Here is a 20666-nt window from a genome sequence, read left to right on the forward strand (position 1 = left end):
TCGGGACTCAGTTGCTGTTGGTGAGGCCGCTGTCGCGGGTCAGCACGTGGTCGACGAAGCCGTAGTCCTTCGCCTCCTGCGCGGTGAACCAGCGGTCGCGGTCGCCGTCCTTGATGATCTGCTCGGTGGTCTGGCCGGTCTGCTCGGCGGTGATCTTCGCGAGCTCCTGCTTCCACTTGTTGAACAGATCCGCCTGGATCGCGATGTCGGAGGCGGTGCCGCCGACGCCCGCGGAGGGCTGGTGCATCAGGATGCGCGCGTGCGGGAGCGCGTAGCGCTTGCCGGGGGTGCCCGAGGAGAGCAGGAACTGCCCCATCGAGGCCGCCATGCCCATCGCGTAGGTCGCCACGTCCGGGCGGATCAGCTGCATGGTGTCGTAGATCGCGAAACCGGCGGTCACCGAGCCGCCCGGCGAGTTGATGTAGAACCGGATATCCGATTCGGCGTCGTCCGCGTCGAGCAGCAGGAGCTGCGCGGTGAGCCGGTTGGCGACCTCGTCGTTGACCTCGGAGCCGAGAACGACGATCCGCTCCTGGAGCAACCGCTCGAACACCGAGTCGGTGAGGTTGAGCCCCGCGGTGCCGGTCCGCCCCTCGGGCATGTGCTGCTTCACGTCTGCCTGCCTTTTCACCGGCGGCGGGCCGCCGGTGAAGGCTGCCTGCGCCGCTGTCGTGTTCAGATGCTTGAGATCTTGCAACCGACCCTAACGAACTTGGGCGGTGCAGAATGCCTGACACCGCCCAAGTTCGCTCACAGCTTTACTCCGCGGGGGTCGCCACCGCTTCTTCGGTGACCTGCGTCTCTTCGGCCTCGTCCGAGCCGAACAGCTCGGAGAGGTCGACCTCGGCACCCGAGGCGTCCTTGACGGTCGTGCCGCGCACGACCGACGCGAGCGCCTTGCCGCGGCGGACGTCGGCGTAGATCGCGGTCAGCTGGCCGGACTGCTGGGCCCGCTGCACGTACTCGTCCGGGCTGACGCCGAAGCGCTGCGCCTGGTAGATGATCCGCTCGGTGAGCTCGCCGTCGTTGACCGACGTCTTCTCCTTGTCGGCGATGGTGTCCAGCAGCAGCTGCGTACGGACGGCCTTCTCCGACTCTTCCTTGACCTCGGCGTTGAACTCGTCGAGCGTCTTGCCCTCGGCCTCGAGCGCCTTCGCGAACTGCGCCTCGTCGTGGTCGAACGGGTGCACCGCGTCGTGCTTGCGGTTCTCGATCTCGGACTCGACGACCTTCTCCGGCAGCGGCACCTCGGTGCGCTCCAGGAGGATCTCGAGGACCTTGTCGCGGGCCTGGACGCCCTGCTGCATGATCTTGACCCGGCCGAGGCGCTTGCGCAGGTCCTCGCGCAGCTCGTCGATGGTGTCGAACTCGCTCGCCAGCTGGGCGAACTCGTCGTCGGCCTCGGGCAGCTCGCGCTCCTTGACCGACTGGACGGTGACGGTGACCTCGGCGTCCTGGCCGGCGAACTCGCCCGCGACCAGCTTGGTGGTGAACGTCTTGGTCTCGCCGGCGTTCGCACCGACGATCGCCTCGTCGATGCCGTCCACGAGCTGGCCGGAGCCGATCTCGTAGGACAGGCCGGTGGTGGATGCCTCTTCGACGGCCTTGCCGTCGACGGTGGCCGACAGGTCGATCGACACGAAGTCGCCGGTCTGCGCCGGGCGCTCGACGCCGGCCAGGGTGCCGAAGCGGGCGCGCAGCTCGTCGAGCTGCTCGGCGACCTCTTCGTCGGTGGTCTCGACGTCGTCGACGCTGATTTCCAGGCCGGCCAGGTCGGGCAGCTCGATCTCCGGGCGCACGTCGACCTCGGCGGTGAACTCCAGCACCTCGCGGTCCTCGAGCTTGGTCACCTCGAACTCGGGCTGGCCCAGCGTGCGAACCTCGCCCGCGCGGACGGCCTCGATGTACTTGGCCGGAATGGCTTCGTTGACGACCTCGTCGAGCACCGGCGCGCGGCCGATCCGGCTTTCGAGGACGCGAGCGGGGACCTTGCCGGGGCGGAAGCCGGGCACGCGCACCTGCTGCGCGATCTTCCGGTACGCGGCGTCGAAGTTCGGCTTGAGCTCGTCGAACGGCACCTCGACATTGATCTTGACTCGCGTCGGGCTGAGCTGCTCGACGGTGCTCTTCAAGGTCTTCTCCTCGAGCGGTAAACGATGTGGGCGGAACGTCCCTCGGGACGGCCCCGGTCACCTGCTGACCGGGACATCCGAGTCTAGGCCAGAGGCGCGACAACTCCGGCTGCGGGGCTCCCGGGCGTCCCGGCCGGTCAGCGGCGGCGGTTCGGCGGCCGTAGCGTGCCCCGGGTGGATTCCGGTCAGCAGCGGGAAGGTCCGGCCGCGGCGGCTGCGCGGCTGACGGGCATGCGGGTGGTTTCCGCTCGCCCGATGGGCACTGTCAGTGATATAGTGATTACTGACGGAGATCAGAGTTACGAGGTCGTGGTCAAGCGGGCGCACGCGCCAGGTGCGGCGCTGGCGGAGGCGGCCGGACTGCGCTGGCTGGCGGCGGCGGGTGCGGTGCGGGTGGCTCGGGTGCGCGGTGCGGACGAGGCGTGGCTTGTCGTGGATCGGGTCGGCGCGGGTTCTGGGTCGGCTGGTTCTGGAGCGGGTGCTGGCGAGGCTGGCGAGGCTGGCGAGGCTGGCGAGGCTGGCGAGGCTGGCGAGGTCACGGTGCCCGGGTCTGCGCGAGCGGAGGCGTTCGGGCGGGATCTCGCCCGGATGCAGGTTGCTGGCGCACCGGCGTTCGGTGCCGCTCCCCCAGGCGGCATGACCGAGGCATGGATCGGGACAGCGCCGATGCGGAACGTTGCGGGCGAGTCGTGGCCGGAGTGGTACGCCGAGCATCGGGTCCAGCCATACGTCCGGATGGCGGTCGACGCCGGGATGCTCGACGCGCCGGCCTTCGAGCGCGCCATCGCCCGGATCCCGGCGATGGCCGGACCGCCGGAACCGCCGGCCCGGCTGCACGGCGACCTCTGGAGCGGGAACGTGCTGTGGGACGGCCGGGGTGCGGTGTTGATCGATCCGGCCGCACACGGCGGCCACCGCGAGACGGACCTGGCGATGCTTCGCCTGTTCGGATGCCCTGGGCTGGAGCGGATCATCGCCGCCTATGACGAGGTCGCGCCGCTGGCGGAGGGCTGCCGCGAGCGGATCGGGTTGCATCAGCTATTCCCGCTGCTGGTGCACACTGTCCTGTTCGGACAGTCGTATGCCGGGCAAGCGGTGGCTGCGGCCCGCTCGCTCGGGTAACGCCCGCTCACCCGGTCGAAGCCCGGCATGGCCCGGCTATTCGGCCACGACCGGCCGCGCAGGCCAGCGGGTCGCAGGCCGAGCGTCTCGGGCCTGCCGCAGTCTCCCCTCCACGCGCCCAGCCGCGCCCGGGCCGTCGATGCATCCGCCCGCCCGCACCGCCCGGCGCACCCCGGTCGGCCCCACCCCGGTCCCATCCCGGTGCCCGCCCAGCGCCCCGGCAATCACCGGAATCCCCCGAATCGCCCCAACCGCACAGCCGGCTCACAGGAAGCACACATCGCGCCCACACCGTCGCCACGCACGCTCGGGAGCATGAGTCTTCGCACCAGGATCGCGGCTGCCCGGATGGGGCGGCGGTCGTTGCGCGCGAAACTCACCGTGTCCGTCGTGGTGCTCTTGTCGCTGGTGTGCCTGGTAATCGGAGTCGCCAGCGAGTTCGCGCTGCGTGCCTTCCTGATCTCCCAGACCGACGGCCAGCTGTCCGCCGCGGCCACCCGGGCGCTGGATTTCGCCACCCGGGGCGGTCCGCCGGGCGACGGCGGGCGCAATCCGCTCGACGCGCCCGGCCAAGGGGCGGGCACGGTCAACGCGCACTTCGCCGACGGGATCCTCGTCGACGGCGGATCCCTCTCCCCGCACGGCCAGCGCATCACCCTCACCTCCGACGAACTCGCTGTCCTGCAAAGCCTTCCCGCCGACGGCCGTGCCTACAGCCGACCGCTGGGCACGCTCGGCGACTACCGGCTCACCGCGTTTCCCATCCCGGACGGCGTCGTCGTCACCGGTGTTCCGCTGGCACCGGTGCAGCAGACGCTGCTGACCGTCGGGCTGATTCTGTTCGGCGTCGCGGCGGCCGGTGTCACTGGCGCGGCGATGCTCGGCGCGTTCGCGGTGCGCCGCACCCTCCGTCCGCTCGAGCGGGTGGCGGAAACCGCTTCGCGGGTGTCCGAGTTGCCGTTGGATCGCGGCGATGTCGACTTGACGGTGCGCGTTCCCGATCAGGACACCGACCCGCGGACCGAGGTCGGCCAGGTCGGAGCGGCGCTGAACCACATGCTCGGCCATATCTCGTCCGCGCTCGAGGCTCGGCACGCCAGCGAACTGCGCGTCCGCCGGTTCGTCGCGGACGCCAGCCACGAGCTGCGCACGCCGCTCGCCGCGATCCGCGGGTATGCCGAGCTCGCGGGCCGGTCCGGGCGGGCCGGAGGCCAGGTCTCGCCGGACGTCGCGCGGTCGATGACGCGCATCGAGTCCGAAGCGGACCGGATGACGACGCTCGTCGAGGACCTCCTCCTGCTCGCGCGCCTCGACGCCGGGCGCCCGCTCGACTTCGCCGAGGTCGACCTCACCCGTCTCGTCGCGGACGCGGTCGGCGACGCGCACGTGGCCGGTCCCCACCACGTCTGGCAGCTGCGGCTTCCGGATGAGCCGATCCTCGTCCTCGGCGACGTCCAGCGCCTGCACCAGGTGCTGTCCAACCTGCTGACGAACGCCCGGGTGCACACGCCGCCGGGGTCGACCGTCGTCACGGCGCTCGCCAGGTCGGCGGACGGCAGCGCGGTCGTGACCGTGACCGACAACGGGCCGGGCATTCCCGAGGAGCTGCAGCCGGCGGTGTTCGAACGGTTTGCCCGCGGCGATTCGTCCCGGTCCCGTGCGGCCGGGTCGACCGGGCTCGGCCTGGCGATCGCGGCTGCGGTGGTCAGCGCGCACCGCGGCGCCATCGAGATGCGCAGCCAGCCGGGGCACACCGAGTTCGCGGTGCGGCTGCCGACCGCGGTTCCGGCGCAGCGACCGCCGCTCGAGGTCGCGCGTGACCCCAGGTCGCACAGCGGGCACACAGGGTAGGCACATGCCGGCCCCAGGTCCGGCCGCAACGCTGCTGGCATGACCGCAGTCGCGACCCCTGATGCTGCCCCGAGCGCGCCCGCCGCACGCCCCGCACCGAGGTGGGTCCGGCCCTCTCTCGCCGTCCTCCTCGTCGCGACCGCGGCGCTCTACTTGTGGGACCTCAGCGCCTCCGGCTGGGCCAACGCGTTCTACTCCGCCGCCGCGCAAGCCGGGTCGCAAAGCTGGAAGGCGCTGTTCTTCGGCTCCAGCGATGCGGCCAACGGAATCACGGTGGACAAGACGCCGGCCGCGCTGTGGGTGATGAGCCTTTCGGCGCGGTTGTTCGGTGTGAGCGCGTGGAGCATTCTCGTGCCGCAAGCCTTGATGGGGGTCGGTTCGACCTGGCTGCTGTATGCGACCGTCCGACGTGCTTCCGGCGCGGCGGCCGGGCTGATCGCCGGCGCGGTGCTGACGCTCACCCCAGCGGCAGCGTTGATCTTCCGGTTCAACAACCCGGACGCATTGCTCGTGCTTCTGCTCGTCGCAGGGGCTTACGCGACGGTGCGCGCGATCGAGAAGGCCAGCCCGAGTTGGCTGGCACTGGCCGGAGTCGCGGTCGGATTCGGTTTCCTCGCCAAGATGCTGCAAGCTTTTCTGGTGCTGCCCGCGTTCGCGCTGGCCTACCTCGTCGCGGCGCCGGCACCGGTTGGCAAGCGGTTGCTGCATCTGCTCGCTGGGCTGGGCGCGATCGTCGCCTCCGCTGGCTGGTACCTCGCGGCGGTGGCGTGGTGGCCGGCCGCGGACCGGCCCTACATCGGCGGGTCGCAGCACAACAGCCTCCTCGAACTCACCTTGGGGTACAACGGTTTCGGCCGGATCACCGGCGACGAGACCGGCAGCGTCGGCGGCAGCCGCGGCGGCGGGTGGGGCAGCACGGGGCTGTTCCGGTTGTTCGGCAGCGAAATGGCCGGCGGCATCGCCTGGCTGTTGCCCGCCGCGGTGCTCGGGCTCGCGGCAGGGCTGTGGTTCACCCGCCGCGCGCCTCGTACCGACCGCGGTCGCGCCTCGCTGCTGCTCTGGGGCGGCTGGCTGCTGATCACCGCGGCGGTGTTCAGCTTCATGGGCGGCATCATCCACCCCTACTACACCGTCGCGCTGGCCCCGGCGATCGCCGCGCTGGTCGGCATCGCCGCGGTCCAGCTGTGGCGGATCCGCCGCGACCCGACGGCCATCGGCCTGCTCAGCGGCGGAGTCGCGCTGACGACCGTGACCTCGTACCTGCTGCTGAACGGTTCGTGGCAGCCGTGGCTCGCTCCGACGGTGCTCGTCCTCGGGATTTTCTCCGCCATCGCCCTGTTTTTCGTCCAGCAGTTCGGCCGGATCGCCGCCGTCCTCGGGCTGGTCGTACTGCTCGCCGGGACCGGCGCGTACAGCGTCGCTACCGCGGCGACCCCGCACAGCGGCGCGATCCCGTCTGCCGGTCCTAGCACCAGGCGCATGTTCGGCGGCGGTGCGGGCGGGCTGCTCGGTGCGTCCGAGGCGGGACCGAACCTCACCGCGTTGCTGCAGCAGTCCGGCAACCACCGGTGGGCGGCAGCGACGGTCGGGTCCAACAACGCGGCCGGGTATCAGCTCGGCAGCGGCAAACCGGTGCTGGCGGTAGGCGGATTCAACGGCACCGACCCGTACCCGACCTTGGAGCAGTTCGAGCAGTACGTCCGAGACGGGCAAATCCGCTATTTCCTCGGCGAGGGCATGACGATGCGCGGGGCCAGCAGCAGCGGCAGCGACAACGCCGAGCAGATCGCGCAGTGGGTGGCGGAAAACTACCGATCGACCACAGTGGACGGGGTGGCGGTGTACGACCTGGCTGGCTGAGTTCCGTTTGCGCGGCCGAGACGCGCGTTCGCACAGGACAGCCACAGGAACACCACATGGCCGCCAAAGCCCAGCGGACGACGGTAGCAGCCATGAACGCCACCGCCCCCTCCCGCAGCGGCGCACCGCGGCCCGGCACGACACCGGTCGGCCTTGGCGGGCCTCAGCCCGTGCTGGACGTCGTCATCCCGGTCTACAACGAGGAAACCGACCTGGAGCGGTGCATCCGCCGGCTCCGGGCGCACCTCGCCGAACGCGCCGGGTATCCGTACCGGATCACCGTCGCGGACAACGCGAGCACGGACAAGACTCTCGCCGTCGCCGAACGCCTGGCCCGGGAGTTCCCCGAGGTCACGGTGCGCCACCTGGACGAGAAGGGCCGAGGCCGGGCGCTGCGCACCGTCTGGTCCGCCTCCGACGCGGCCGTGCTCGCCTACATGGACGTCGACCTGTCGACCGACCTCGCCGCGCTGGACCCGCTCGTCGCGCCGCTGCTGTCCGGGCACTCGGACGTAGCGATCGGCAGCCGGCTGGCGAGAGGCGCTCGCGTGGTGCGCGGCCCGAAGCGCGAGTTCATTTCCCGTTGCTACAACCTGATTCTGCGCGGCACGCTCGCCGCGAAGTTCTCCGACGCGCAATGCGGGTTCAAAGCGATCCGCGCCGACGTCGCCCGCGCGCTGCTCCCCCACGTGCGAGACACCGGCTGGTTCTTCGACACCGAACTGCTCGTCCTCGCCCAGCGCGCCGGACTCCGGATCCACGAGGTGCCGGTGGACTGGGTCGACGACCTGGATTCGTCGGTCGATCTCATCGCCACCGCGACCGCCGACCTCAAGGGCATCGCGCGAGTCACCCGGGCCACCCTCACCGGCGAAATCCCGGTGCACCGGCTGCGCGAACAGCTCGGCCGCGAACCGATCGGAGTGGAGGCCGCCGGCGTGTCCCCCAGCCTGGTCAAGCAGCTCGTGCGGTTCGCCGCGGTCGGCGTCGCCAGCACCGTCGCGTACCTGCTGCTTTTCCTGCTGCTGCGGACAATGGCCGGCGCGCAGGCCGCCAATTTCACCGCGCTGCTCGTCACCGCGATCGCGAACACCGCGGTCAACCGGCGCGTGACGTTCGGCGTGCGCGGGCGAGCCGGAGCGGGGCGGCACCAGTTCGAAGGGCTGATCGTGTTCGGTCTCGGACTGGCGCTGACCAGCGGTTCGCTCTTCCTGCTCAACCACACCACCCATCCCGGGCTGGTGCTGGAGACCGTCGTGCTCGTGCTGGCGAACCTCGCCGCCACCGTGCTCCGCTTCCTGCTCTTGCGCGGGTGGGTCTTCAACCCGCGCCGTGCCGCCGCCGAGGAGCCTTCGTGACCACTGTCCTGACCCGCCGCCACCCTGCCCCGGGCGCCCCGGCGCGCGGTCCCGCCCGGCCGCGCTGGGTCCGGCCGTCGGTGTTCGGTCTCCTGGCGCTGACCGCTGTCCTGTACTTCTGGAACCTGACCGCATCCGGGTTCGGCAACTCCTTCTACGCGGCGGCCGTGCAATCCGGCACGCAGAGCGCGAAGGCGTGGCTGTTCGGCTCGCTCGACGCCGGGAACGTGATCACTGTCGACAAACCGCCCGCCGCATTGTGGGTGGGGACGGCATTCGCCCGGATCTTCGGATTCTCCAGCTTCACCGTCCTGGCACCGCAAGCCTTGATGGGCGTCGGCGCGGTCGGGCTGCTGTACCTGACGGTGCGCCGCGTTTCCGGCCCGCTGCCCGGGTTGCTCGCCGGGGCGATGCTGGCGCTGACCCCGGTCGCCGCGCTGATGTTCCGGTTCAACAACCCGGACGCGCTGCTCACGCTGCTGCTGATCGCCGGCGCGTACTGCACGGTGCGGGCGATCGAGAAGGCCAGCCCGAAGTGGCTCGTTTTCGCCGGTGTGGCACTCGGTTTCGGGTTCCTGACGAAGATGATGCAGGCGTTCCTGGTGCTGCCCGCGTTCGCACTGGCGTACCTGGTCGCCGCGCCGGCCGGACTGGGCAAACGATTCCTGCACCTGCTCGCGGCGGGCGCGGCAGTGGTCCTGTCCGCGGGCTGGTTCGTGACTTTGGTGCAGCTGTGGCCGGCGGCTTCGCGTCCGTACATCGGCGGGTCGACCGGGAACAGCCTGCTGGAGCTGGCGCTCGGGTACAACGGGCTCGGCCGGATCTTCGGCGGCCAGGGCAACGGCGGCGGTGGCATGGGCGGCGGAATGGGTGCCGGCAACACCGCGTTCGGCGGGAGTTCCGGCCTGGGGCGGATGTTCGGCGCGAGCTTCGGCACCGAAATCTCCTGGCTGCTGCCCGCCGCGCTGATCGGCCTGGCGGCCGGCCTGTGGTTCACCCGGAGGGCCGTGCGCACCGACCGGACGCGTGCGTCGCTGCTGGTCTGGGGCGGCTGGCTGCTGGTGACTGGGCTGGTTTTCAGCTTCATGAGCGGCACCGTGCACCCGTACTACTCGGTGCAGCTCGCGCCCGCGATCGCCGCACTGGTCGCGATTTCCGGGCGCGCGCTGTGGCATGGCCGGGCACACCTCGCGCCGAGGCTGACGCTGGGCGGGATGATCGCGGCGACCGCGGGGTGGGACTTCGTTCTCCTCGATCGCACGCCGGACTGGCTGCCCGCGTTGCGATGGATCGTCGTCCTGCTCGGGTTGCTCGTGAGCACCGTCGTGGTGGTCGGGCTGCCCCGAGCGCGGACGGTGCTGATCGGCGTGGCGGTGACGGTCGTCGCGACCCTCGGAATGTCGACGGCCGGGTATGCGCTGGAGACGGCTTCCTTGTCGCACAACGGTTCCATCCCTGTTTCAGGCCCGCGGACCACCGGGACGCGCGGTTTCGGCGGCGGCATGGACGAGACGAGCGGCGCCGTCGCGCAGTTGCTGGCCAGCACGACGACCAAGTGGGCGGCCGCGACGACCGGTTCGCAATCGGCGGCGAGCCTGGAACTGGCGAGCGGCAAACCGGTGATCGGCATCGGCGGCTGGGACGGCAGCGATCCGGCCCCGACGCTGGCGCAGTTCAAGCAGTACGTCGCGGCGGGCGAGATCGCCTACTACGTCGACGGCGGCCGCGGCGGCCCGGGTGGCGGATCCAGCGATATCGGCGAATGGGTGGCCGCGAACTTCACCGCGACCACGGTCGGCGCCGAAACTGTTTACCAGCTCACCCGGTGAGTTGGGGAATCCTCAGCCTCCTCCCAGGAAGAAGGCGCATTCTGGGAAGCACGGAGAGTCATCCGCCGCGAACGTCCGGGAGGTCACGATGGCCGGATACCCACGCTGGCACACCGCGAGCGAGCAAGGACCACGGGCGCGCAATGCCGACGCGGTGAGCGCGTACGCGGCCGCCGGGGCGCGCGGGATCACCTTCGCCCTCGCCGACGGGGTCGGCGACGATCCCGGGGCCGGACGGGCCGCACAGGTCGCCGCCGCGGCAGCCGCGCGCACCCCGTTGTCGGCCGGTCCGGTCCGGGCGATCCTGGCGGCGCAGGAGGCGTTGCAGCGCCTGGGCGGCACCGGGGACGCGGTGCTGGTGGTCGCGATGCCGTTCGAAGGCGGGTACCAGATCGCGTGGGTCGGGGACGCGCGAGCGTACGCGTGGGACGGGTCGATGATCCACAAGCTGACCCAGGACCACACGATGGCCGAGTACTTCCGGTCCCGGCATCAGCCGTACTCGCCGCGCATGGAGCACCTGGTCACCACCAGCGTGCGGACCGCGCGGCCGGAGGAGATCGGCACGACGTCGACGACGTCCGGCGGGTTGCTGCTGACCAGCGACGGAGTGCACAAGGTGCTGCCGCCGGCCACGATCGACTCGATCCTGGCCGACCCGGCGCGCGGTGCCTCCGCGCTGGTGGCGACGGCGATCGCACTGGGCGGGCGCGACAATGCGACGGCGTTGTTCGTGGAGGCACCGCCGACCGTGGTGCCGGAACCGGGCTCGGAATCGGCTTCGCTGGTGACGGAGAGGTTTCCGACCGCCGCCTGAGTCCGGTCAGGCGTGAGCGTGTTTGAGTGCCCGGTACTCGCGGAAGACGAGGACGATGATCAGCGCGTCCAGGGCGGCGAAGAACGGCAGCGCGATCGAGCCGGTCTGCACCGCCCGGTAGAGCTCGTAGACGACGAACGCGGCCAGGATGAGCATGGCGACCGGGTAGGCGCGGAGCCATTTGCGGGCCAGAGCCCAGACCAGGAGGAGTTTGATCAGGCCGTGCGCCAGCAGGTAGCCGATGGCGAAGGTCTTGGTACCGCCGCCCGCGAAGTGCTCGGCCGCCAGTTCGAGGTGACGGGCGAGGGTGCCGTTCGGGTCGCCGAGGAGGTCGCGGGTGATGACCGCGTTGGCAAGACCGGTGACGGCGGTGGCCGGGATGAAGGCCAGGACTAGGGCGCCGATCAACTGGAAGGCACCGTCCAGTCCTTTCAGGGTGATGGCGATGCGGAATAGGCGCTCGGTGCTGCGGGTCGGCGCGTCGTCGTCGGTCATGGGTACAGATAACCGGAAAAGCGCTGGTGATGCAGGGTTGCGAGTGGTTTTTCATGGTGTGTCGCGGTTTGGGCGTGGTTGGGGGAAAGGTGCGCCCGTCGCGCGGTGCGGCGGGGGTTTGCTGAGGTTGCATCGTCAGGGCCGGGCGGGGGCGGCGGCTTTGCGCAGGCATTCGGTGCATCGTTCGTACCTGCTGGTGCGGTCGTGCGGATCTCGGCCGTAGACCGGGAAGCACGCGGCGCCGCACAGCCCCAGATACACCGGCCCGCACCGGAGCGGGCGGCGGCCGACTTGGTGTGCCGTCCGGGCAGCGGTGCGCGGTGCGCCCGCCTGGGGCAGCCATCCGTGCGAGGGCAGGCTGGACAGGACGGCCTCGTTCATCCGGTCGGCGCGGCGGAGCAGGGCCTGGCCCAGGTCGAGCAGCCGTTCGCCGAGGTCGCGTACGGCGTCTGGACGCGGCGAACGTTCGTCCAAGGCCCGGGTCAGGAACGCGAGGTCCAGTGCCAGTGAGGCTTGCAGGTCGCGGATCCATTGCATCAGTTCGGGCCCGGTGGGCCGGGACGGCACCGCGCAACGCTGGCCGGGCGGGGTGCTTCGACTGCTCACGCCGGGCACCGGTCCGCCGCCCGCCGTGCCTGCTCGGCCCTGCGCAACCATTCCTCGGCGCACTCGGCGCACGTCGGGTCGAACCAATGCCCGCCCAGTTGCGGGATGTCGTGGCGAGCCACCGTGACATCCACTCCGCAGAGCGCGGTGAACGTTTCCTCCGGTCTCGGCGCGAACGGCGCGTCCAACGCGTGCCGTTTCCCTTCCGCCTGTTGCCATCTGAACACCGGACTCCTCCCCTTGTGGTGCGTGGAGTCCTATTTGGCGTGTCGACGGCCGGTAACGCAACTCACCGGTCCGGGTGATCATCACGGTGCCAATTTTTCCTGCAACCGCACGGAAATCCTGAGTGCGTCAACGCACCGAGCCGGATTTCGGCGAGCCAGCTGTCACCAGTTGATGACACCTGCCTGGCTCCGGCCGCGCGGATTCCGGGGCGCCGGCGGCGAGGCGAGACGCTGGACAGCGCCGCACGGGACCTGCCAGGCACAGGGCGCCAGGCATCGCTTCGCTTCCCGAACTCGCACTCAGGGCAGGTGCCCCCACTGCACCCGCAAGCCCGGTCGCGCCGGATCACCCCGTCGTGCGGCTCGCCAGCACCGTCGCGCCCGGACCGGTCAGGTCGTCGGCGGCGGCCCCGCGGCCGGCGAGAGCCAGCAGGAGCGCCTCGCCTGGGCCGCGGACCTCGATTCCGTTGCCCACGGCCCAGTCCACGTCCGTCGCGACCGCGCGCAGGCCGCGCAGCCGGCGGGCGACGCCGACCGGCGGGGCGCGCAGCGACAGCTCCAGCGCCCGGCGCAAGCGCGCCGCCGGGATCGTCCTGGGCAGGCCCAGCGGGCGGCGGATGTCCTGCTGGTGGATCAAGCCGTCCAGGAAACCGACCATGCCGCCGAACTTGCCCAGCCGCCGTCCGGGCTGGGGGTGGCGGCGCATCACCCCGATCAGCTCCTCGGGCGGGCGCACCTGGTACTCCGCCAGGCCGATTTCATTCGACCGCGCAAGGGAAAGCCGGGCGCGGGCGAACCGTCGTGCGAGCTGGCGGCCGTCCAGTTCGTCGTAGCTCACGACGTGGGCGACGACCGCGCGCACGTTCCAGCCGGTACACAGGGTCGGGTGGTCCCACTGGCCCGGCGCCAGCGTTTCCAGGAAGTCGGCGAAGTCGAGGCGTTCCTCGCGCGCCAGCGTGCGTACGTCCATGCCCTCCCCCTGCCCTCCCCGATCGGCGGATGCCGACCACCGTAGCAGCCTGGGCCGGGTCAGCGTTTCACCCGATCCAGTTAGCGGCGTCGACATTCGGCGACGGCCACGAGGGCAGCGCCCGACCACCCGGACAATCCCGGAAACAGCAGGCAGAGATGGTCGCGGAAAGAAATTCCCGATCCGGGTTGACGCGGTCGGCACCGGGCATGAGAAGATGGCATTGCCGCAGGCCAGAGCCCACTTTAATGGTGGAATATTCCATTCTTAGCGCGATCATGGACAGCTCTCCGGAAGCGACCTGGATGCGACCTGGAAAACCGTGTTCTCCGATCTTTTCGACCACCTGGAAAGGGACTTACGATGACCGGTCCTGGCACTGAAAAAGCAGGCCAGGCATATCCTTGGACTGATCGTTCGCACCTGATCGGCGACGTGCCGGAGGGGGTCGCCGTGAAGCGTCGCCGGGTGACCGTCACGTTCCACGAGCCGGACACGCCGGCCCTCCGCCGGACCGCCCGGCCGGCGGCGCTGCCGTCCCGGCCGATGAGCGGATCGACGCAGACGTGGCAGGTGATCGTGGTCCTGCTGGCCCTGACCGCCGGAGCCGCCGCGATCGTCTTCGCGGCAGCCGGCGCGATCGCCGGCACCGGCGCGGCCGGCGGGCTGGCGCTCGGACTGACCGGTGCGGTGATCCGCAAGCGGCGCAAGCCAACCCGGTCCTTCTGACCATCCCCGAAGCGGGCGCCGGCGGCCGGGATTGCACGGGTCGCCCGCGTCCTGCGCTCCCGGCGCCCGGCCGGGCAGGGCCGGGCGCCGGGAGACGAGGAGTGGCACCCTCGACGGCGGCCGCGTGGCCGCCGACGGAGAGGACGCGAGACGTGCCGGAGCTGCGAGTCGAAATACGGTCGGGACCCCAGGCGGGCCAGGTGGCCGCCCGCCTCGCGCGGCTGGACGAGCGCGGATGGCTGACGCTCGCGATCGTCGACCGGCCCGGACTGGCCGCGCTCGTGATCGGCGACGATTCAGCCGATCCGGACGCGGATGCCCTCGTCGACGAGCCGGTGGACAGCCTGTGGCGTGACCGGATCGAACCGCTGGCCCGGTTCCTCGCCGGTGCGGAGGCGCCGCCGGCACCGAAAGCAGTGCTCCGCGCGCATGATCCGCGCTACGGCGTCCTCGCCGAGCGGCTGCTGCGCCGGGTCCGGGACGCATTGCTCAGCCGCGGAATCGCCGACGACATCTGGACCTTCGACCACATCGGTTCGACCTCGGTACCCGGCCTGCGCGCCAAACCGTACGTCGATCTCCAGATCGGCGCCGATCCGCTGCCGGTCGAGGGCTCCGGGTTCGACGCGGTGCTCGCGACCGCCGGCTTCCTGCCCGCCCGCGGCGCGCGGCCCGACTCCCCCGGCGTCCACCGCGACACGGTCAAAGACCCTGGTCTCGCACCGGACGAGGCATACCGCAAACGTCTCTACGTCCGTGCCGATCCGGCCGGTCCGGCCATCCTGCACGTCCGCCGGACGGGCAGCCCCTGGTGGTCCTACAGCGTGCTGTTCCGGGACTGGCTCCGTGCCGACCCGGCCGGGCGGCAGGCGTACGAAGCGACCAAGGTCGAGCTCGCCCGGGAGCACGCGGAAGACCCGGACTACGACGACTACACCCGCGCCAAGGCGGCATTCTTCGACAAAGTCCAGCAGGACTACGAGAAACTCGGAGAGACCTCGTCCTACCGCGTCCGGCGGTGACCGCACCCGGCCGGCGCGGACGCCTGCACCGTCCGCAGCAATCGCGTTGCTCCGTCGCGACACAGACCGCTCGCCGCATCGTCCGGCCAAGGAAACTACGAAATACTCAACTCTCCGCCGCTAATACCGCGAATTCTGCATCGCCGAACAGAAAGTGCTCATGCACCAGCACGAGCATGAGCGCGCCACACTGTCCATTCGAGTGAATTCCCGTTACCTCGCCGGGAAGATCGCGCAGCGCCCTTACCATGAGGAATATTCCGAACTCGTTCCGCATTCGGTGGAATATTCCATTCCACCGCCCGACGAAGGGTTTGCCGTGGACACTGACCACCCGCACGACCCGAGCACGACAGCGCCCAGCCGCGCCGGATTTCCCGAGCACGCCTGGCAACGACCCTCGGCCTGCGGGCCGAACTCCGGCAACTGCGTCGAAGTGAACCTCGGCTCCGGCGGGTTCGTCGGCGTCCGGGACAGCAAGATCGCCGGCTCCCCGGTCCTGGTCTTCGACCGCGGCGAATGGGCCGAGTTCCTCGAAGCCGTCCGGCGCGGGGAATTCGACAGCTGAAACAACGCGGCCTGCCAGGCATGACTGCCGAACCGACGGCCGCATTGCGGTGAACCCGCGGAAAAATTCGGCCACCGGAAACACCGACCCGGCGTATCGCTCGCCGGGTCGGCGCATTATGCTCGGAGATCCCCCACTGGCCCTGAATGAATGCGGAGCTCCTGGTGACCTCCCCCGTCCGGCAGCCACCGCCGTCCCTGCGCACCCAGCGTTCCCGGCTCGGCGCCCGGATTCTCCGCTGGCGCACCGACCGCGGACTGACCCAGTCCGAACTGGCCGGCGGGATCGGCTGCAAGCAGCCGAAGATCCAGAAGATCGAGAGCGGGAAGGCGGGCACCCGGCCCGAGGACCTCGAGAAGATCATCGACCTGCTGCGGATCCCGCCCGGCGAAGCCGCGCTGCTGCGCGAGCTCAACGAGGCCAACGACCCGTCCGCACGGCGCGCCGAGCGCCGGATGATCACGCCGTACTGGTTCCGCGAGATCCTCGCGAAGGAACAAGCGGCGTCGGAAATCCTGAGCTGGACCGGCAACCGCGTCCCGGGGCTGCTCCAGTCGGAGTACTACATGCTCGCCCAGTTCCAGGCCAGCCGGCAGGAACGGGTCACCGACCGGGTCGCCGAACGCAAGGCGCGGCAGCGGATGTTCGACGGGCCGGGGCCGCGCGTCGTGTTCATGCTCGAGTACAGCTGCATCGAGAAGCTCGTCTTCGGCGGCAAGACCAGTGTCGCGCTCGACCAGCTCGAACACATGGTGCGACTGCTGGAAACCCGGCCCACCGCGGACATCCGGATCCTCCCGCGAGACGCGACCGCCTACCCGGACGAGGATTTCACCATCCTCCGGTTCGCCCAGCCGGACCTCACCGATTTCGCCTACCAGGAAAGCAAAGTCAAGCTCATCACGGTCCCCGCCGACCAAGAGGGCTTCGCCTCCTACGAGGAGTCCTGGGAAGCCCAGCTCGCGGGCACTCTCACCCGCGAGCAGTCCCTGCTGTTCCTGAAGGAGTGGGCCAGCCGCTGCGCCCGCTGACCCGCCCGCACCGACGAAAGGAGCCCCCTCGGTGGCCGACGAACCCTTCCCGCCCCCCGGGGTCGACCTCGACCACCCGAGCGTGGCCCGGGTGTACGACTACTACCTCGGCGGCACCACCAACTGGACGATCGACCGGCAGTTCGCCGACGAGGTGATCCGCGAGTTCCCGCTGATCCGCCCGATCGCCCGGGCCAACCGGCTGTTCCTGCACCGCGTCGTGCGGCATCTGGTGAAACAGGGCGTGCGGCAGTTCGTCGACATCGGCTCCGGCGTGCCCACCATGGGCCACGCGCACCAGGTCGCCGACGAGGTCGCGCCCGGCGAAGCCCGCGTCTGCTACGTCGACTACGAGCCGGTCGCCGTCGCGCACTCGGAGACGCTGCTGCGCGAGTCCGGCGATCTCGACCGGCACGCGGTGATCCACGCCGACATGCGCGATCCCGAGGGCCTCTGGGAGAAAATCGCCGGCACCGGAGTGATCGACGTCGAGCAGCCGGTCGCGCTGCTGCTGATCGCGGTGCTGCACGTCCAGCAGCCGCCCGCCGAGGACAGCGGCAGCACCGACGACCTCGGCCCGTCCGTCGTCGCGCGCTACCGGGACCTGCTTCCGTCCGGCTCGTTCCTGGCCGTTTCGCACATCACCGACGAGGGGGTGCCGGCCGAGGTCGGCACTGGACTGGTCGAGCTGAAGCAGATGTACGACCGGTCCAGCAGCCCGGTGATCTGGCGTTCGCGCGCGGAGATCCAGGCGCTGTTCGGGCCGTTCGAGATGATCGAACCGGGACTCACCTGGACGCCGTCGTGGCGTCCGGAGGAGTCCGGCGCGGGTGCGCCGCAGGTGGAGTTCCCGTCGCCGGCGCATTCGGTGATCCTGGCCGGGGTGGCGCGCAAACCGTAAGACCGTTGGCTTCTGACCGGGCCGGGCCGTGAAGGGAACATTGAGGGACTCAGAGTCCCGGAATGTTCCCTTCACGGACGGCAGCCGAAGCGATGTCCGCCGTTTCAGCGAAAGTCCGCGGCGCTGCGCTCCGCCCACGCCGCGAACGACGTCGCCTCCCGTCCCAGCACCGCGGCCACGTCCGGGCTAACCCGGACCTCCTCCGGCGTCGGCTGCCCGAGGATCTCGAGCGTCCCGTCCGCGACCGGTGCCGGCATCAGCCGCAGCATCTGCTCCCGCGCCTGGTCGGGCCCCAGCTCGACGAACTCCAGGTCGACGCCCAGCACGTCGCCCAGGATCCCGGTCCGCTGGCGTGGGCTGGTCGCTTCCGGCCCGGTCAAGACATAAGTCCGGCCCGCATGCACCCCGCCGGTCAACGCCGCGGCCGCGACCGAGGCGAGGTCGAGCGGATCGACCGCGGGCAGCGCGACATCGCCATACGGGGCGAAAACCTTGCCCTGTGCCCGAATCGACGGAATCCAGGCGAACGCGTTGGTGGTGAACCCGCCCGCGCGCAGGACTGTCCACTCCAGACCCGAACTCCGCACCACCTGCTCCAACGCGGCCAGCGGGGCGTGCGAAACCGCCTCCGGCCGGGTGCCTGCCGCTTGCGAGGACAACAGGACGACCCGCGAGACCCCGGCGTCCGCCGCCGTACGCAGCACCGCCTCCCCGTCCACGTGCGCTCCCGCGCCGGAGACCAGCAAGAACAGTGCGTCCGCGCCCTTAACCGCGGGTGTCAGGCTGCCCGCGTCGGACAGGTCCGCGACCATCGGCGTGACGCCGGCCCGTTCCGGCACCGGCGAGCTCACCCCGCGCGAAACGGCCGTGACCTCATGGCCCGCCTCGGCCAGCGACTCGACCAGCAGCCGGCCGACATTCCCGGTTGCCCCAGTGACGACGATCAAGGTTCTCTCCTCAGCCAGTTCCCGCTTCCCGTGCGAAAGCGGTACGGCGAGGCTAAAACCGGCCGTACAGTAGGTTCCCCCTGGAAAGTATTGGAGCGCCCGTGACCGCCCTCGACCAGACCGGTGCCGGCCCGGTCGCCGCGTGCCGGATCAGCCCGGCCGTCGACCTGCTGTTCAGCCGGTGGACGACGCCGGTCCTCTGGCTGCTCAACCAGGACGGACCGCTCCGGTTCGTCGAGCTCGAACGGCAGCTCGGCGCCACCGGAAAGGTGCTCACCCAGCGGCTGCGCCAGCTCGAACGAGACGGTCTGGTGCACCGGCACTACTACGCCGAGGTGCCGCCGCGCGCCGAATACGAAATCACCGAACTCGGCCGGAGCCTCGCGCCGGTGTTCGCCGCGCTCGCCGAGTGGACCGACGAACACCTGCCGTCGGTCGAGAAGGCCCGCGACGAATACACCGGGCCGCTCCCCCGCTAACCGGCGAACTGCTCGTTGCCCAGCACCGCGAGCAGCTGGATCTTCTCGAACGCCTCGCTGCGGGGCGGCGCGGTCAGCACCAGCAGCGCCTGCGACTGGTCCTCGGTGAACAGCACTTGGCAGTCCACCTCGATCTCGCCCAGCTGCGGGTGCAGCAGCACCTTGTGGTCGGCGAACCGCTGCGCCACCTCGTGGTCCTCCCACAGCCGCACGAACTCCGGGCTCTCCCGGCGCAGCGCCCGCACCAGCTCGCCCGCGCGCGACTGCGGGCCCATCGACCCGTGCGCCATCCGCAGGCTCGCCACCAGCGCCCGGCCCTGCCGGTCCTGGTCGTCCACCGGGTAGACCTGCCGTTCTTCCGGGTTCGTGAACCACCGGTAGATCTCGCTGCGGGCCAGACCGGTGTACTGCGACCGGTCCCCGTACAGAGCCTCGGCCAGCCGGTTCTGCACCAGCACCTCGCCCAGGTTCGACAGGATCAGCGCGGGGGTGTCGGACAGCCGGTCCAGCACCCGCATCAGCGCGGGCGCGACGTGCGTCGCCGCGAGCACCGGAGACGGCGCGTTGCGACCGGCGATGCGAAAGAGGTAGTCGCGTTCGTCGTCGGTCAGCCGCAGCGCGCGAGCGAGCGCGGCCAGCATCTGCTCGCTCGGCTGCGGTCCGCGTTGCTGTTCCAACCGGGTGTAGTAGTCGGTCGACATCGCCGCGAGCGCGGCGACCTCTTCGCGGCGCAGACCGGATGCCCGCCGCCGCGCGCCGACCGGCAACCCCACGTCGCCCGGCCGTAAGCCCTCGCGGCGGTTGCGCAGGAAAGCGGCCAGCTCAGCTCGGTCCATGTGTCCAGTATCCGGCCGCTCCGGCACGCCAGCCAGGGATCGCCGATCCCCCGATGTCCGCTCTCTGCCGCGACCGCCGTCCCCGGCCGAGACTCAATGGCATGAACATCAGCGGAAACACCGTCTTCATCCCCGGCTCGACCAGCGGCATCGGCCTCGCCCTCGCGCTCGAGCTGCAGGCCAAGGGCAACACCGTCATCGTCGGCGGACGGCGCACCGAGCTGCTCACGCGGATCGCCGCCGATCACCCCGGCCTGGACACCGTGCGGATCGACACCGCCGACCCGGCCAGCATCGAAGCCGCCGCCAAGGAGGTGCTGGCCAAGCACCCGGACCTGAACGTGCTGGTCCCGATGGCCGGCATCATGCAGGTCGAGGACTGGCACCGGCCGGAGTCCTTTCTGGACAGCGCGGAAGCGGTCGTGACCACCAACGTGCTCGGCCCGATCCGGCTGATCGCCGCCTTCGTCGAACACCTGCAGACCCGGCCGGACGCGACCATCCTGACCGTCTCGTCCGGGCTCGCGTTCGCACCGCTCAAGGCCACGCCGAGCTACAACGCGTCCAAGGCGGCGATCCACCTGCTCAGCGAATCGCTGCGGCTGCAGCTCGCCGACACCACGGTCAAGATCGTCGAGCTGGAACCACCGGCCGTGCGCACCGCGCTGCTGCCCGGCCAGGAGGAAAGCGAGTTCGCCATGCCGCTGGCCGATTTCGTGGCCGAGGTGATGACGCTGCTGGAAACCCAGCCGGACGCGACCGAAATCCAGGTGGAGAACGTCAAGTTCCTCCGCTACGGCGAGGCGCGCGGCGACTACGCCCAGGTGGTGGCGGCGCTGAACGCCGCGGACCCGCACGGCAAGTGAGGCAGCGGCGACGCACCGCG

Annotated in this window: 23 protein-coding genes; 13 read left to right on the top strand and 10 right to left on the bottom strand. The window is 70.5% G+C overall.

Features of this window, described 5'->3' with window-relative positions:
• Positions 1-7 precede the first annotated feature (7 nt).
• Both AMYBE_RS0119225 and tig read right to left on the bottom strand, forming a co-directional pair.
• Positions 8-613 (bottom strand): ClpP family protease, encoded by a 606-nt coding sequence (locus AMYBE_RS0119225; RefSeq protein ID WP_027927799.1) that lies wholly within the window; start codon positions 611-613, stop codon positions 8-10.
• 145 nt (positions 614-758) lie between these two features.
• On the bottom strand, positions 759-2132 hold the full coding sequence (gene tig / locus AMYBE_RS0119230; protein ID WP_020661027.1) for a trigger factor: 1374 nt from the start codon (positions 2130-2132) through the stop codon (positions 759-761).
• A gap of 255 nt (positions 2133-2387) precedes the next feature.
• Between tig and AMYBE_RS0119235 the strand changes: the two genes are divergently transcribed.
• The 6 genes from AMYBE_RS0119235 to AMYBE_RS41965 all read left to right on the top strand — a co-directional run bounded on the left by AMYBE_RS0119235 (position 2388) and on the right by AMYBE_RS41965 (position 10969).
• Positions 2388-3254, top strand: coding sequence for a fructosamine kinase family protein (locus AMYBE_RS0119235; RefSeq protein WP_211226832.1), 867 nt, complete (start codon positions 2388-2390; stop codon positions 3252-3254).
• A 315-nt stretch (positions 3255-3569) separates the two neighbouring features.
• A complete protein-coding gene (locus AMYBE_RS41960; protein ID WP_051124740.1) occupies positions 3570-5105 on the top strand; it encodes a sensor histidine kinase in 1536 nt (511 codons plus the stop codon).
• A 39-nt stretch (positions 5106-5144) separates the two neighbouring features.
• Positions 5145-6965, top strand: a complete 1821-nt coding sequence (locus AMYBE_RS0119245; protein WP_027927801.1) for a glycosyltransferase family 39 protein — start codon at positions 5145-5147, stop codon at positions 6963-6965.
• A 92-nt stretch (positions 6966-7057) separates the two neighbouring features.
• Positions 7058-8323 carry a bifunctional glycosyltransferase family 2/GtrA family protein gene (locus tag AMYBE_RS0119250; RefSeq protein ID WP_027927802.1) on the top strand — a complete coding sequence of 422 codons (1266 nt, stop codon included), beginning with the start codon at positions 7058-7060 and terminating at the stop codon, positions 8321-8323.
• Positions 8320-10152 (top strand): ArnT family glycosyltransferase, encoded by a 1833-nt coding sequence (locus AMYBE_RS0119255; protein ID WP_020661032.1) that lies wholly within the window; start codon positions 8320-8322, stop codon positions 10150-10152. The genes AMYBE_RS0119250 and AMYBE_RS0119255 overlap by 4 nt, the downstream gene beginning before the upstream one ends.
• An 88-nt stretch (positions 10153-10240) precedes the next feature.
• A complete protein-coding gene (locus tag AMYBE_RS41965) occupies positions 10241-10969 on the top strand; it encodes a PP2C family protein-serine/threonine phosphatase (RefSeq protein WP_020661033.1) in 729 nt (242 codons plus the stop codon).
• A gap of 6 nt (positions 10970-10975) precedes the next feature.
• Here AMYBE_RS41965 and AMYBE_RS0119265 read toward each other — a convergent pair whose 3' ends face one another.
• The 5 genes from AMYBE_RS0119265 to AMYBE_RS44955 all read right to left on the bottom strand — a co-directional run bounded on the left by AMYBE_RS0119265 (position 10976) and on the right by AMYBE_RS44955 (position 13613).
• Positions 10976-11464: a DUF2127 domain-containing protein gene (locus AMYBE_RS0119265; protein ID WP_020661034.1), complete on the bottom strand. Its 489-nt coding sequence runs from the start codon at positions 11462-11464 to the stop codon at positions 10976-10978.
• 135 nt (positions 11465-11599) lie between these two features.
• Positions 11600-12070, bottom strand: a complete 471-nt coding sequence (locus AMYBE_RS0119270) for a hypothetical protein (protein WP_245573217.1) — start codon at positions 12068-12070, stop codon at positions 11600-11602.
• A complete protein-coding gene (locus tag AMYBE_RS0119275) occupies positions 12067-12297 on the bottom strand; it encodes an HC3 family zinc finger protein (RefSeq protein ID WP_020661036.1) in 231 nt (76 codons plus the stop codon). The genes AMYBE_RS0119270 and AMYBE_RS0119275 overlap by 4 nt, the downstream gene beginning before the upstream one ends.
• A 346-nt stretch (positions 12298-12643) precedes the next feature.
• On the bottom strand, positions 12644-13267 hold the full coding sequence (locus AMYBE_RS0119280; protein WP_020661037.1) for a maleylpyruvate isomerase family mycothiol-dependent enzyme: 624 nt from the start codon (positions 13265-13267) through the stop codon (positions 12644-12646).
• Positions 13268-13334: 67 nt separating this feature from the next.
• The gene (locus AMYBE_RS44955) at positions 13335-13613 is read right to left on the bottom strand and encodes a hypothetical protein (protein WP_154676245.1); all 279 of its coding nucleotides are present in this window, start codon (positions 13611-13613) and stop codon (positions 13335-13337) included.
• Between the two features lie 122 nt (positions 13614-13735).
• On the opposite strand from AMYBE_RS44955, the gene AMYBE_RS0119285 reads away from it, so the two are divergent.
• The gene (locus AMYBE_RS0119285; RefSeq protein WP_154676246.1) at positions 13736-13996 is read left to right on the top strand and encodes a hypothetical protein; all 261 of its coding nucleotides are present in this window, start codon (positions 13736-13738) and stop codon (positions 13994-13996) included.
• Positions 13997-14148: 152 nt separating this feature from the next.
• Positions 14149-15018 carry a GrpB family protein gene (locus tag AMYBE_RS44095; RefSeq protein WP_020661039.1) on the top strand — a complete coding sequence of 290 codons (870 nt, stop codon included), beginning with the start codon at positions 14149-14151 and terminating at the stop codon, positions 15016-15018.
• Between the two features lie 106 nt (positions 15019-15124).
• Here the strand turns inward: AMYBE_RS44095 and AMYBE_RS46205 are convergent, their stop codons facing one another.
• Complete coding sequence (locus tag AMYBE_RS46205) at positions 15125-15295, bottom strand: hypothetical protein (protein WP_245573218.1); 171 nt, start codon at positions 15293-15295, stop codon at positions 15125-15127.
• Positions 15296-15337: 42 nt separating this feature from the next.
• On the opposite strand from AMYBE_RS46205, the gene AMYBE_RS46210 reads away from it, so the two are divergent.
• The 3 genes from AMYBE_RS46210 to AMYBE_RS0119305 all read left to right on the top strand — a co-directional run bounded on the left by AMYBE_RS46210 (position 15338) and on the right by AMYBE_RS0119305 (position 17518).
• Complete coding sequence (locus AMYBE_RS46210; RefSeq protein WP_027927803.1) at positions 15338-15586, top strand: DUF397 domain-containing protein; 249 nt, start codon at positions 15338-15340, stop codon at positions 15584-15586.
• A 164-nt stretch (positions 15587-15750) separates the two neighbouring features.
• Complete coding sequence (locus AMYBE_RS0119300; RefSeq protein WP_169515252.1) at positions 15751-16617, top strand: helix-turn-helix domain-containing protein; 867 nt, start codon at positions 15751-15753, stop codon at positions 16615-16617.
• A gap of 31 nt (positions 16618-16648) precedes the next feature.
• Entirely contained in the window at positions 16649-17518 is an 870-nt protein-coding gene (locus AMYBE_RS0119305) for an SAM-dependent methyltransferase (RefSeq protein ID WP_020661042.1), read from the top strand.
• A gap of 104 nt (positions 17519-17622) precedes the next feature.
• Here the strand turns inward: AMYBE_RS0119305 and AMYBE_RS0119310 are convergent, their stop codons facing one another.
• Positions 17623-18465, bottom strand: a complete 843-nt coding sequence (locus AMYBE_RS0119310; RefSeq protein ID WP_020661043.1) for an NAD(P)H-binding protein — start codon at positions 18463-18465, stop codon at positions 17623-17625.
• A 101-nt stretch (positions 18466-18566) separates the two neighbouring features.
• Between AMYBE_RS0119310 and AMYBE_RS0119315 the strand changes: the two genes are divergently transcribed.
• The gene (locus tag AMYBE_RS0119315) at positions 18567-18944 is read left to right on the top strand and encodes a winged helix-turn-helix transcriptional regulator (RefSeq protein ID WP_020661044.1); all 378 of its coding nucleotides are present in this window, start codon (positions 18567-18569) and stop codon (positions 18942-18944) included.
• Here the strand turns inward: AMYBE_RS0119315 and AMYBE_RS0119320 are convergent.
• Entirely contained in the window at positions 18941-19780 is an 840-nt protein-coding gene (locus AMYBE_RS0119320; RefSeq protein ID WP_020661045.1) for a helix-turn-helix transcriptional regulator, read from the bottom strand. The two genes, AMYBE_RS0119315 and AMYBE_RS0119320, sit on opposite strands and share 4 nt — an antisense overlap.
• A gap of 101 nt (positions 19781-19881) precedes the next feature.
• On the opposite strand from AMYBE_RS0119320, the gene AMYBE_RS0119325 reads away from it, so the two are divergent.
• A complete protein-coding gene (locus AMYBE_RS0119325; protein WP_020661046.1) occupies positions 19882-20646 on the top strand; it encodes an SDR family oxidoreductase in 765 nt (254 codons plus the stop codon).
• The last annotated feature ends 20 nt before the right edge of the window (positions 20647-20666 follow it).

Source organism: Amycolatopsis benzoatilytica AK 16/65 (assembly GCF_000383915.1).
GTDB lineage: Bacteria > Actinomycetota > Actinomycetes > Mycobacteriales > Pseudonocardiaceae > Amycolatopsis > Amycolatopsis benzoatilytica.